Below are 13,348 nucleotides of genomic sequence, written 5' to 3' on the forward strand. Positions count from 1 at the left end.
TACTAAACATAACTAAAATCATCACTTCCTTATTTTCAATTTAAATCTATATTTGTAGGTTCGTAATTAAAAAAAGAAAGTCTTGCAAGAAAGAATACTATATAGCAAACGCGTTTGGGTTAACAATCAATTACAACCCGCTTCCATTTGTTTTGATAACGGAACCATTACTGCCATTCATTTGGAAAGGCTAGATACTGCTGAAGATTATGGCAATGCCGTAATTATGCCAGGTGTTATTGATGTACATGTTCATATCAACGAACCCGGAAGAACCGAATGGGAAGGTTTTGAAACAGCCACTCAAGCCGCAGCAGCCGGAGGTTCTACCACCATTATCGACATGCCTTTAAATGCGAGTCCGGTGACAACAACCTTAAATGCTTTTAATGAAAAGCTAGAGGCATCAAAAGGAAAAATGAATGTCAATGTGGGCTTTTATGCTGGATTGATTCCAGGTAATTCAGTTCATTTAGAAGATTTAATTCAAGCTGGTGTGGTAGGGGTTAAATGTTTTCTTACGCATTCGGGCATAGATGAATTTCCCAATGTGACCGAAAAAGATTTAGATGAGGCGATGCCCATTATTGCTAAACACAATATTCCGTTATTAGCACATTGCGAATTATACGATACTGAAATCGACTGTGATTTTGAAAATAATCCAACAAGCTACCAACATTATTTGGCGAGCCGACCTAAAAAATGGGAGAATGATGCAATTGACTTAATGATCAGAATGTGTCGAAAACACCACTGCCCTGTTCATATTGTTCATGTAGCCTCTGCGGAAGCATTAACCAAAATCGAAGCAGCCAAAAAAGAAGGGTTACCGATTACTGCCGAAACCTGTACGCAATATATTTTCTTTAATGCCGAAACTATTCCCAATGCCAATTGCATATACAAATGTGCCCCACCAATAAGAGAAAAGGCCAACAATGATCAATTGAAACAAGCTTTTGGTTCTGGTGTTTTAGATTTTATTACAACAGACCACTCACCTGCTCCACCCAACATAAAAGAAATGGAAAGTGGCAATCTGAAAAAAGCTTGGGGTGGCATTGCTGGTATTCAGTTTCTTTTGACGGGTTCTTGGACGGCTATGAAAGATACTGTGACATTGGAACAATTCATTCCTTTAGTAACCTCAAAACCAGCACATTTCATCAAATCTAAAAGCAAAGGAGAACTTAAAACAGGCTACGATGCTGATATTGTAATTTGGAATCCCAACGAAATCGATTTAGTAAAAGCTGAAGACGTATTTTTCAGATATAAAATAAGTCCATATATTGCACAAAACTTACACGGAAAAGTGCTAGAAACGATAGTAAATGGCACTACCGTTTTTCAAAATAAATCAATACAAAACAAAAATAAAGGACAATGGCTTTTGCAAAAGTAACCGAGATTATCAAAGAATCACCAGCATTTACAGCACTAACTGATTTAGCAGCAGAGCGCCTAGGTGGAAAAGTATTGTATGCTACCGATGATTTTTTTGCGGAAAAAGAAAACTTAATTCTACCCACACGAGGCATTTTTATTACCGATAAATACACAGACAGAGGCAAATGGATGGACGGCTGGGAAAGTAGACGGAAAAGAACTCCAGGACACGATTGGGCTGTTATTCAATTAGCCACTTCAGGAAAAATTAGGGGTTTTGATATTGATACCAATTTCTTTTTGGGCAATCATCCACCTCATGCTTCTATTGAAGCAGTTAATTTGGCTAATGCAGATGGAATAACCGATTGGGAAAATGTAGCTTGGAAAGAAATTCTACCAAAATCACATTTGGATGCAGGTTCTCAAAACTTTTACGAATGTCAAAGTGACGAAATCTTTACTCATTTACGTTTACACATATACCCTGATGGTGGTGTAGCAAGATTTAGAGTATACGGAGAAGTATTCAAAAATTGGAATGCAGTCTCTACTTCTGAAACACTAGATTTAGCAGCAGCTATTAATGGTGGTCAAGCGATTGCTTGTAATGACATGTTCTTTAGTGCTATGAGTAATTTGATTATGCCTAATCGTGGTGCCAATATGGGAGACGGCTGGGAAACCAAAAGAAATCGAACACCAAACAATCGCGACTGGGTGATTTTAAAATTAGCTCACAAAGGAACCGTCGAGAAAATTGTGGTGGACACTTGTCATTTCAAAGGCAATTATCCTGATAGTTGTTCGATAGAATTCTGCGTAAGCGACAATGATGCTGATGTTATCCATAATGGTAATTGGCAGACCTTGCTACCCCAACAAAAATTAAGTGCCGATAACGAGCACGAATATGTAAAAGAAATAAACACCCATCCTGCAATAACTCACGTTAGAATGAACATCTTCCCTGACGGAGGTATTAGTCGTTTGAGATTGTTTGGTAAAATCAGTTAACAAGTGGTCATCAATACCTTTATATTAATCGTTTTATATGTGATTTACTTCAGCGTATTGATTACGTTGGGCTACATCTCTTATAAAATGCCGAGCTTCCTCAAAGGAAAATCGCAGAAGAATCTGCAAGGCGATGAAGACATCAGAAACACTAGCTTGAATTATTGTTACGCTGGAATGTTGTTGATGATTGTCGGGATTTTGGTCAATACTTACATTTTAGTACAAGGCACTCCTTTGGAAAGTCATATGATGGAATGGCTGAATATCGTCATTCGGTTGATGCACATTACTTTCGGAATTGCTTGGATTGGGGCATCGTTCTATTTTGTATTCTTGGAAAATGCCTTGAACAGAACAGAAGATGTTCGCGACGAATTGGCTGGAAATCTTTGGGCGGTTCACGGAGGGGGTTTTTATTATTTAGAGAAATACAAAGTCGCGCCAAAAACAATTCCCAAACACTTACACTGGTTCAAATACGAAGCCTATTTTACTTGGCTTTCTGGTTTTTGCTTGTTGTTTGTAGTGTATTATTTCAATGCTTCTGCGTTCCTAATAGACAAGAATGTTTTAGACATTACCGCTTTACAAGGAATTCTAATTGGAGTAAGTTCGTTTGTAGTAGCATGGTTGATATACGACCGCATGTGTAAGTCTTCCTTAATCAAAAACCAATTGGCTTTTGCTTTAGTGGGATTTGCATTCCTAATATTCTTTGCGTGGTTTTATTGCCATGTGTTTAGTGCACGTGCCGCTTATATTCATTTTGGTGCGATGATTGGTGGCATTATGGTGGCCAATGTGTTCTTTGTGATTATTCCGGGACAAAAAGAAATGGTGCGTTGTGCCAAATTGGGTATTCCGTTAGACCCTAGTTTGGGTAAAAAAGCGTTAGCGCGTTCGTTACACAATAACTATTTTACGTTACCGGTATTATTCGTGATGGTGAGCAATCACTTTCCGTCTACATTTGGGTATGAGTATCCTTGGCTGATTTTGGGGATTATCTCCTTAGGTGCGGCTGGAGTGAAACACTATTTGAACTTAAAAGAAAAGAACCAACTCAACGTATGGATTTTGCCGGTTTCAGTTGTAATTCTTTTGGCAGCTTGCTTTATTTCGGCGCCCAGTACTAATCCTTATGAATGCAAAAAAGAAGTTAGTATTGCGGAAGTTCAGGAGATTGTTCAGAAACGTTGCGTGCAATGCCACTCCTCTAACCCTACGGATGATGTTTATAAAACGGCTCCGAATGGCGTGAAATACGATACACCTCAAGATATTTTCAATAAGAAAGATTTGATTATGCAACGCGTGGTCATTACCAAGACGATGCCTCAGAATAATAAAACCAACATTACTGAAGAAGAACGCAATATGATTCGGTGTTGGATTGAACAAGGTGCGAGCCTAAAATAAAACGTTATGAATTTAACTGCATTTAATAGTTTAGATAAAGAATCGGCTAGAAAAGAGCTATTCGCTTGTTGTGGTTCAAACCAATGGGCAGATGGAATGATGAAACATTTCCCTTTTGCTTCTGAAAAACAATTGGTGGATTTGTCTTCCCAAATATGGTATGACGAATGTACTGAAGCGGATTGGAGAGAATCGTTTACGCATCATCCGAAAATTGGCGATGTTAAAAGTCTTACTGAAAAGTTTGCTGGTAAAGAACAAGCTGGAGTAGCAGTGGCAACTCAGGAAACGATACAGCATTTGGCGAAAGCCAATTCCGATTATGAAACTAAAAACGGATTTATCTTCATTGTCTGTGCTACTGGAAAATCAGCTGATGAAATGTTAGCCTTATTAAATGACCGCTTGCAAAATACCGCCGAGGAAGAATTGCACATTGCTATGGGCGAACAACAAAAGATTTCCATCATCCGTTTCAAGAAGATGCTCCCTGATGGGGATTTCAGTTTCTTGAAGGTAAGCCAAATCACGACCCACGTTTTAGATACGGCAACGGGAATTCCAGGCAAAGACATTTCCATCAGATTACAAGCTTTTAGAAATACTATTTGGCAAACCATCGCGCAAGGGATTACTAATAATGACGGTAGAATTCCAGACTTATTGCCACAAGACAAAAATCTGAAACCTGATACCTATAAAATGGTTTTCGATACGGGAAGTTATTACGGAAAAACCAATACCAAAACCTTTTACCCAAAAGTAGAAATCATTTTCAGCACTTTTGATGAAACGCATTATCATGTGCCGCTTCTGCTTAATCCTTTTGGCTATAGTACGTACAGAGGCAGCTAATTCATTTAAAATTTATAATTCAAAATTTAAAATAATAGAGATGACTATTCCTAGTAATAAAAAAGAACAATTGTTCAACAGTTTAAGCAAAGCCAATTCGACTTTCAACGAAATATATCCAGGAGACCGAAGTGATCGTCAGCCGGTGCATACCCTTTATGGTGGTGCTAACCTTTTCAAATCGGACGCTCCTATCCTATTGGGTCAAAGAGCTTTGGAGATATTAGAAACCTATGCCCCTAACCACGAAGTTTTTGGAAAAGCTTTTGGATTAAATGGTGGCAATGATTTCAGTAAGAGAATTTATGATAAGGTCGTGGCCAAATTAAAATCGGAAGCCATTGAAGATTTCCGTATTGATTTTGAAGATGGTTACGGCAACCGAAGCAATGAAGAAGAAGATGCGACGGCTGAATCAACAGCCAAAGAAGTAGCAAAAGGAATGAAAGATAAAACGCTTTCTCCATTCATTGGTATTCGTATCAAACCTTTTACTGAAGAAATGAAAGAAAGAGGATTGCGAACCTTAGATATTTTTATTTCAACTTTAGTAAAAGAAACCGGAGGTAAATTACCAGACAATTTCGTCGTAATGTTACCCAAAGTGACTATCCCAGAGCAACCAGAAACACTAGCCAACTTCATGACTATTTTGGAAGAAGAATTAGGCTTAGCCAAAGGATCTCTGAAAATGGAAATGATGGTCGAAACCACACAAGCTATTATGGATATTGCGGGAACCAATCCGTTATACCGATTTATAAAAGCCGCTCAAGGAAGATGTATTGCGATGCATTTTGGAACCTATGATTATACAGCAAGTTGCAGTATTACGGCGAAATACCAAGAAATGGATCACCCTGTTTGCGATTTTGCTCATCACGTAACTAAAGTAGCTTTAGCACATACTGGCATCTGGTTAAGCGATGGTGCCACAAACACAATGCCTATCGGACCACATAGAGGAGACTTGACACCTCAACAAGAAAAAGAAAATAGAGAAGTGGTGCACAGAGCTTGGAAAAAAGGCTACGACCATATCCGTCATTCGTTATGGAATGGCTATTATCAGGGTTGGGATTTGAATCCGGCACAATTTCCTATGCGTTATGCAGCGGTGTATGCGTTCTTTTTGGAGAGTTATGATGATGCCGTTGACCGCTTAAAAACCTTTGTTGAAAAAGCAGCGCGTGCTACGCTAATCGGAGATGTATTTGATGATGCCGCTACAGGACAAGGATTATTAAACTATTTCCTTAGAGCCTTAAACAGCGGTGCAATTACCGAAGAAGAAGTATTGGCAACTGGACTGACTTTAGAGGAAATCAGAGGACGTTCTTTCAAGAAAATATTAGAAAATAGAGCTGGGAAATAGATAATTAGACTTATTAGATTTTTAGACTTATTAGACAAAAAAATAAAGCCGCATCAGACTGATGCGGCTTTTTATATAAATAAGGTTCAAAATTTGATTATTATTTTCGATACAAATCCATTAAAACTTTTTCTGGAGTATACGGTGCATTAACCACCAAATCAGCATTTGGATTGAAGGCTTTTACTGCATTTCGTATCGCAAAGTAAGCTCCAATACCATACATCAAGGGTGGTTCGCCTACTGCTTTTGATTTTTTGATGGCTAATTCGTGGCCTTCGGTTTCAAGATGTTGTATGTTGATTTGCTTTGGTACCGAATAAATATCAGGCACTTTATAAGTCGATAAGGCATTAGATAGTAATCTTCCTTGATCGTTATAGACAATTTCTTCTAACGTCATCCAGCCAATACCTTGTACTAATCCGCCTTCTATTTGACCGTTATCAATCGTTGGATTCATACTTTTCCCGAAGTCATGAACAATATTGATACTATCAAATTCGTAGGTTCCTTTAAGGCAATCGACAGTTACTTCGTGAATGGAAGTCCCGTAGACATGATAGGCAAACGGATGTCCTTTTTCTTTGGTTTTATCATAATGAATGGTAGGCGTGACATAATGAGCGTTTTCAGAAAGAGCGACACGTTGGGTGAAGGCTTTCAGAATTAAATCCTTCCAACTCATTTCCGTTTTGCTTTCATTAGCAAAAACCATTTCGTCTTTGAGCTCGATGATTTGATCGGTGTATTCTTTTTGAGCTACTGCTTTTAATCGTTCCAATAAATTGTTGCAAGCCATTTGTAGCGCTTTACCGTTTAGGTCGGCTCCAGCACTCGCGGCAGTTGGAGATGTATTGGCAACGCGTAAGGTGTTAGTAGATTCTATGCGGACTTTATCAGCGTTGATTCCGAAAGTCTGGACTACAATTTGTAGCATTTTGGTATTAACCCCTTGCCCCATTTCTACTGCACCCGTACTGACCACAACACTTCCATCGTGATAGATATGTACCAATGCTCTAGCGTGATTCATCATAGTATTGGTAAACGAAATTCCGAAACAAATCGGCTGAATCGCTAATCCTTTTTTGAATCGGGTATTGGATTTATTAAAGGCTTCTACCCTATTTTTTTGACCTTCATAATCATAGTTTTTCATGCAGGTTTCCCAGGCATTAGTAGCTTCTACTTGTTGTAAAATCTGTCCATACGATAACTCGTCACCATCCTTAACCAAGTTGGCTTTCTGAATCACAGCCGGACTAACTCCCAAAGACTCCGCTGCTTTTACAATAGCCGCTTCAATAGCAAACTTTCCTTGAGGTCCGCCAAATCCACGAAAAGCAGTATTGGGTGGCAAGTTGGTTTTACAACTGTAAGCTTTCGCAATCACATTCGGAACAAAATACGAATTGGTGGAATGGAATAAGGTTCTTTCCATAACTGCTGGAGACAAATCGGCTGCAGCTCCAGCGTTTTGGAAATGCGTTACTTCGTAGGCAATGATTTTATAGTTTTTATCCAAACCAATTTTAAAATCGGCAGAATACGGATGGCGTTTTCCTGTCATGCGCATATCGTCCATTCGGTGCATTGACATTTTTACCGGCTTATGCAGAATCTGGCAAGCTAAAGCTACCATTACTGCCCAAGGTGTCGCTTGGTCTTCTTTTCCACCAAAACCTCCGCCTAGTCGAACCGTATCGATTTCAACTTTGTGCATCGGGATTCCCAAAACCTGAGCCACCATTCTTTGAACGGCTGTTGGTCCTTGAGTTGAGGAAGATATGATAATGCTTCCGTCTTCTTTGGGTCGAGCGTAAGCACCTTGCGTTTCTATATATAAATGTTCTTGACCGTTGACATCGCTTCGGCCTTCAAAAATATGATCGCATTGAGACCAAGCGGATTCAGTATCTCCTAATTTAAATTGTCTTGGTGGTACGATTAATTTCCCTTTGGCTTGTGCTTCCCGTGGGTCAACAATGACTGGAAGTTCTTCGAATTCAACCTTAATCAATTTAGCTGCTTGTCGGCAATGATGTTCAGTAGATCCAACAATTAATGCAATTACTTGTCCACGAAAGTGCACCTCATCTTCGGCAAATAAAGGTTCGTCTGGAATAATACCTCCTATTTGGTTTAAACCGGTGACATCTTTGGCGGTTAGAATAGAAACGATTCCTTTGTGATTTAAAGCCGCTTCAAAATCAATGCTCTTAATCTTAGCATGAGCCACGGTTGAATCGAACGGAAGTGCATATAAAGTTCCGTTTACTTCCTGAATATCATCAAGGTAAATGGATTTTCCTTTTACGTGATTGTGTGCGTCTATGTTTATCATATCAGGTCGTCCATTTTAATGGTTTCAGGAAAAAGTGTGATGAAATGACTGAAGAACAATTGGCGTCCCAATAATCTTTTGTAGGCTTCCGTACCACGCGCGTCGCTTATTGGTGATAATTCGGTTTGGAGTACCTGCTCCGCTTCTTTTATAACTGAAACTGTGATAGTTTTGTTTGCCAAAAATTCACTGGTCTTCGCTAAATATTTCGGAATTGGTCCTACTCCACCCATAGAAACATGAGCTTCGGTAATACTATTTTCAAAACTGGATACTGTGATGGCCGAATTCACGCTGGCAATATCCAAATATTGTCTTTTACAGACTTTTTCGAAGTTGAATTTCGTTCCGTTAGTTGGTAATTTAAAAGCGATTTCACTGATGATTTCGTCTGCTTTCTTATCTAAAGTTTTGTAGCCTAGATAGAAATCTTTCAGCATCACCTTTCTGGTTTCATTAGCTTTATTGGTCAATGTTAATTGCGCTTTCATCGCTAAAAGAATAATCGTAAAGTCCCCAATTGGTGAACCGTTAGCAATATTTCCAGCAATGGTAGCAATGTTTCTAATGGGTGTCGATGACAATAATTTGAGGTAATGATACCAATTTGGAATAGCATCCAATAAGGTTTTATTCTCTATTAAATCGGTGACAGTTACTGATGATTTTAAAACGCAGGTATTTCCGTAGAAAGAAATTCCGTTAAGATGCTCTTTATCGAATAAATAATCCAAATCGACATTGTGCAATTCGTCATGCTTTTGAACATACAAATCAGTTCCTCCACCTATTGGTATTTGCCCATTCGACTTATATTCATTGGTTTGAATCGTCTTTATTCTCTCTTCAATATTCAAAAAATAATCAGGCACAAACTCATTGGCAACTAACCATGCCATTGGATTTTCTTGGTCTTTGGATTTTAGTTTCTCAGCTAGTTTTGCCGAAGCTCTTTCGATGGTTTTATAACCTGTGCATCTACAGATGTTTCCATCGATAGCACTGATGGCACTTTCTAAAGTTGATTCACCACAAGTCAAAGCATAACCACACATCGAATTGACAAAACCTGGTGTACAGAAACCGCATTGTGTCCCGGAGCAATCCACCATAGCTTGTTGAGCTTGGTTTAGCTTGTCAGGGAGATTCAACCCTTCTACAGTAACGACATGTTTCCCGTGAACATTTGGCAATGGAGTTAAGCAGGAAGTGGCGCTCATGTATTCAAGTTTTCCTTCTTTCATTGTCCCGATTAAAACAGTACAAGCTCCGCAATCCCCTTCACGACAACCGATTTTTGTACCGCGTAAGTTTTCCTCATAACGAACAAAATCCAGCAGAGTAGTACTTGCTGGCTTGTCGGTTTTGATGAGTTGGTTATTTAATATAAATTGAATCATAAAGATTTTTTAGCAATCAATATTCTATTTTATTGATGTTCTCTGACCATAGTTTGAAAGCTTCTAATGCTTCTTCATTCATCATTTGAATGGTTTCTAATTTTCTATTTTGATAAGGTAATTCTAATTCCTCATAAATGAATTGGTCATCGAAGTTGATATCAGCAGCATCTTTTTTGGTATTGGCAAAATACATTCTGTCTGGTCTCGCCCAATAAATAGCTCCTAAACACATAGGACAAGGTTCGCAACTGGTATATATTTCACAACCGTCTAATTGGAAGCTTCCTAATGCTGCACAAGCATTTCTTATCGCTACCACTTCGGCATGGGCTGTTGGGTCATTGGTTGATGTTACACTATTGGCTCCGTGTGCGATGATTTTTCCATCTTTAACGATAACTGCACCAAATGGTCCGCCTTTCCCTGATTTTACATTTTCTATAGAAAGCTGAATCGCTTCCGTCATAAATTCACTTTGTTTTGTTGAGCACATATTTTTATTCTACTATTTTATCTTTTCAAAATTTTGAAGCCAATAAAGATACGAATAGAAATGGTTTACAAAAAAGTTTTTTTGAAAACAGGATTTGGGAAAGCTTGATTTTATACCATAAAAAAAAGGAAAACTTTCGTTTTCCTTTTTTGGAGCCGGCGGAGGGACTCGAACCCACGACCTGCTGATTACAAATCAGCTGCTCTAGCCAACTGAGCTACGCTGGCGGCGTAATTGTTCTGCAAATATAGAAGTGAAAATTAATTCTCCAAAATATTTGTGAACTTTTTTCTGAAATTATTTTATTAAAGTGCGTTGATTTTTTCAACCAATTGATTAGCAGTTTGTTCTAAATCGGCATTGATTTGTTTGAAATGCGCTTTTTTATTTTCAACATTTTTAGCATTAACTTTAGCTATCAAACCGTCAAAAGAAGCGATAGCTTCATCAATAAGAGCATTTGTTTTATCAGATGGTTTTCCTGAAGTTGTCATTTCATAGATGTAAACTGCTTCAATAATATCACCTAATACGAAGTTAATATCTTTCTTTAAATTTTTAACACTTGGCATTTTCTTTTATTTTTAAAATTTGGTGCAAAATTACATTAAATCTTTAGAACTCCAACTACGAAATATAAATTTCTAAGATAGTAGCTAATCCAGAAAGCTCAAAATCAGTTAAAGAGGCTGGAATTAAAACCGTATCTCCTTTTTGATAGTGGAAAATTTGAGCATCAACAGTTAATTTAAAGCTTCCATCCACACACATATAAACTGTAAAAGATTGTTTGTTTTTTGTAACTGTTACCTTTCCGTCAAGCGGAATAACATTAGTCGTAAAATATTGGCAATTCACTACTTCATTGGAAACATTAGTCACTTTAGAGTAGGTTCGTTGCGCTTCAACTACATTATAATTCATAGCTTCTAAAGCCAAATCGATATGTAATTCCCGAGTATTTCCATTGGCATCTACTCTATCAAAATCATACACGCGATAAGTAATATCAGAGGTTTGTTGAATTTCTGCAATAACCGTTCCTGCTCCAATAGCGTGAATCGTTCCTGTGTTTAGCATAAAAGCATCTCCTTGTTTTACTTTTTTTGTGTCGAGAAGGCTCAATACAGTTTTATTGTTAAGATTTTGAATGAATTCCTCTGGGGATGATTTTTCTTTGAAACCTACAATTAATTTAGCATCAGCATCAGCTTGCATTACATACCACATTTCAGTTTTACCAAACGAATTGTGATGTTTTTTGGCTAATTCATCATTAGGATGCACTTGAATGGATAAATCTTCTCGAGCATCAAGATATTTAAATAACAATGGAAATTGTTTCCCGAATTGGGCATAAACTTTAGTTCCCAAAACAGCTTCAGGATAATCAGTAAGTATATCATTAAGAGATTTTCCTTTGCATGCTCCATTGGCAATAACACTAACATCATTTTGAACAGTAGAAATTTCCCAGCTTTCACCAGTAATATCAGAAGTGATAGGTTTGTTGAGATAAGTCTTTAATTTGGTTCCACCCCAAATTCTTTCTTTTAAGATGGGTTCAAATTGTAAAGGATATAATTTCATTGGGAATGATTTTCAGCAAACTTACATTCTTTTCAGAATTTCGAGTGCTTTTTCGATATGAATTTTAGACGAAGTACTATCAAAAATTAACTGAACAACACCATTTTTATCAATAACATAGGTGGCTCTTCCTGGAATTAACCCTAGAAAATCATTAGGAACGCCAAACTGTGTTCTTATTTTTTTGTCAAAATCAGAAAGTAAAATAAAAGGAAGCTTATATCGAGAAGCAAACTTTTGATGGGATGACAAACTATCACTACTAATACCAATAACTTCGGCTCCTAACGATTTGAAATCTTCATACTTATCCCGAAAAGTACAGGCTTGAATAGTGCAACCCGGCGTGTCATCTTTTGGATAAAAATAAATCACTATTGGTTTTCCTAAGTAATCTTTTATCTCAAATGAATCTCCTTTACTATCTATCGAAGTAAATGAAGGGATTTTGTCTCCAATTTTAAGTGCCATTAGTTGCCTTTGTAGGTTACAAAATTTCGGGGCGTTTCATATAAAACAACTTCCAACTCTTTATTGACATCAATATAGTTTCGAAGTTTTTGCCAAATAACGACCGCTATGTTTTCGGCAGTTGGATTTAAATCAGCAAATTCGGAAACATCTAGATTTAAATTTTTATGATCAAAAGCGTTTTCTATGTGTTCTTTGATTAAGTCGGATAGGATTTTCACATCTATAACAAAACCTGTTTCTTGGTCAATTTCTCCAGTTACCGAAACGATTAACTCGTAATTATGTCCGTGAAAATTGGGATTGTTGCACTTGCCAAAAACTTTGTCGTTTTGTTCCATCGACCAATCTTTGCGATACAAACGATGTGCTGCGTTAAAGTGTGCTTTTCTAGATACGGTTACTTTCATAATTAAAGTTTATGGTCTTCAAGGTAATGATAAAATTCGTCGAATATGATTTTAAACCAAACGGTGTATATGTTAGGATTCTGAATCATGTCAGTTTTCACGTCTTCAATTTTCATCCATTTCCAGCTTTCTACTTCTTCTTCGTTAATTATGGGTTCGTCATTATAGTACCCAATCATCACATGATCAAGTTCGTGTTCCGTCAAACCATTATCGAATGGGGCTTTATAGATAAAATGAAATAACTCTTTGAGTTCAGTTTTGAAACCCATTTCTTCAAACAAACGGCGTGTTCCAGCTTGAATATTAGTTTCTCCTTTTCTTTGGTGACTGCAACAAGTATTGGTCCATAATAAAGGGGAATGGTATTTATGATGGGCTCGTTGTTGTAACATGATTTCATTGCTACTATTTAAAACAAAAACAGAAAAGGCGCGATGCAAAACCGCTTTTTCATGTGCTTCGAGTTTATTCATCAACCCAATGGGTTCATCTTGTTCGTTGACCAAGATTACTTGTTCTTCTGTCATAGCTTTTATTAAACGCTCAAAAATACGAAAAAAAATAAGCCTT

At 37.5% G+C, this 13,348-nt stretch carries 13 protein-coding genes and 1 tRNA gene; 5 read left to right on the top strand and 9 right to left on the bottom strand.

Annotation, left to right across the window (positions count from 1 at the left end; all coding sequences use genetic code 11):
* Positions 1–82: 82 nt before the first annotated feature.
* From allB to OLM53_RS05145, 5 genes are all read left to right on the top strand, one after another.
* Positions 83–1,408, top strand: a complete 1,326-nt coding sequence (gene allB / locus OLM53_RS05125; RefSeq protein WP_264521972.1) for an allantoinase AllB — start codon at positions 83–85, stop codon at positions 1,406–1,408.
* Positions 1,390–2,409, top strand: coding sequence for an allantoicase (gene alc, locus OLM53_RS05130; protein ID WP_264521973.1), 1,020 nt, complete (start codon positions 1,390–1,392; stop codon positions 2,407–2,409). The genes allB and alc overlap by 19 nt, the downstream gene beginning before the upstream one ends.
* An 87-nt stretch (positions 2,410–2,496) precedes the next feature.
* On the top strand, positions 2,497–3,831 hold the full coding sequence (locus OLM53_RS05135; protein ID WP_264521974.1) for a urate hydroxylase PuuD: 1,335 nt from the start codon (positions 2,497–2,499) through the stop codon (positions 3,829–3,831).
* Positions 3,832–3,837: 6 nt separating this feature from the next.
* A complete protein-coding gene (uraD, locus tag OLM53_RS05140) occupies positions 3,838–4,686 on the top strand; it encodes a 2-oxo-4-hydroxy-4-carboxy-5-ureidoimidazoline decarboxylase (protein WP_264521975.1) in 849 nt (282 codons plus the stop codon).
* 40 nt (positions 4,687–4,726) lie between these two features.
* Complete coding sequence (locus tag OLM53_RS05145) at positions 4,727–6,061, top strand: DUF6986 family protein (RefSeq protein ID WP_264521976.1); 1,335 nt, start codon at positions 4,727–4,729, stop codon at positions 6,059–6,061.
* Between the two features lie 100 nt (positions 6,062–6,161).
* On the opposite strand, the gene OLM53_RS05150 is transcribed toward OLM53_RS05145, so the two are convergent.
* The 9 genes from OLM53_RS05150 to idi form a co-directional block, all read right to left on the bottom strand.
* Complete coding sequence (locus OLM53_RS05150) at positions 6,162–8,408, bottom strand: xanthine dehydrogenase molybdopterin binding subunit (RefSeq protein WP_264521977.1); 2,247 nt, start codon at positions 8,406–8,408, stop codon at positions 6,162–6,164.
* On the bottom strand, positions 8,405–9,808 hold the full coding sequence (locus OLM53_RS05155) for an FAD binding domain-containing protein (RefSeq protein ID WP_264521978.1): 1,404 nt from the start codon (positions 9,806–9,808) through the stop codon (positions 8,405–8,407). Before OLM53_RS05155 ends, OLM53_RS05150 begins: the two co-directional genes overlap by 4 nt.
* Before the next feature lie 16 nt (positions 9,809–9,824).
* Entirely contained in the window at positions 9,825–10,304 is a 480-nt protein-coding gene (locus tag OLM53_RS05160) for a nucleoside deaminase (protein ID WP_264521979.1), read from the bottom strand.
* A gap of 150 nt (positions 10,305–10,454) precedes the next feature.
* A tRNA-Thr gene (locus tag OLM53_RS05165) sits at positions 10,455–10,531 on the bottom strand.
* Between the two features lie 78 nt (positions 10,532–10,609).
* Positions 10,610–10,876: a hypothetical protein gene (locus OLM53_RS05170; RefSeq protein WP_264521980.1), complete on the bottom strand. Its 267-nt coding sequence runs from the start codon at positions 10,874–10,876 to the stop codon at positions 10,610–10,612.
* 55 nt (positions 10,877–10,931) lie between these two features.
* Positions 10,932–11,894: a type I phosphomannose isomerase catalytic subunit gene (locus OLM53_RS05175; RefSeq protein WP_264521981.1), complete on the bottom strand. Its 963-nt coding sequence runs from the start codon at positions 11,892–11,894 to the stop codon at positions 10,932–10,934.
* Positions 11,895–11,915: 21 nt separating this feature from the next.
* On the bottom strand, positions 11,916–12,365 hold the full coding sequence (locus OLM53_RS05180; protein WP_264521982.1) for a peroxiredoxin: 450 nt from the start codon (positions 12,363–12,365) through the stop codon (positions 11,916–11,918).
* Positions 12,365–12,775, bottom strand: a complete 411-nt coding sequence (locus OLM53_RS05185; protein ID WP_264521983.1) for a 6-pyruvoyl trahydropterin synthase family protein — start codon at positions 12,773–12,775, stop codon at positions 12,365–12,367. The genes OLM53_RS05180 and OLM53_RS05185 overlap by 1 nt, the downstream gene beginning before the upstream one ends.
* A 2-nt stretch (positions 12,776–12,777) precedes the next feature.
* Positions 12,778–13,305, bottom strand: a complete 528-nt coding sequence (gene idi / locus OLM53_RS05190; RefSeq protein ID WP_264521984.1) for an isopentenyl-diphosphate Delta-isomerase — start codon at positions 13,303–13,305, stop codon at positions 12,778–12,780.
* Positions 13,306–13,348: the final 43 nt, after the last annotated feature.

The organism is Flavobacterium sp. N1994 (assembly GCF_025947145.1).
Lineage (GTDB): Bacteria > Bacteroidota > Bacteroidia > Flavobacteriales > Flavobacteriaceae > Flavobacterium.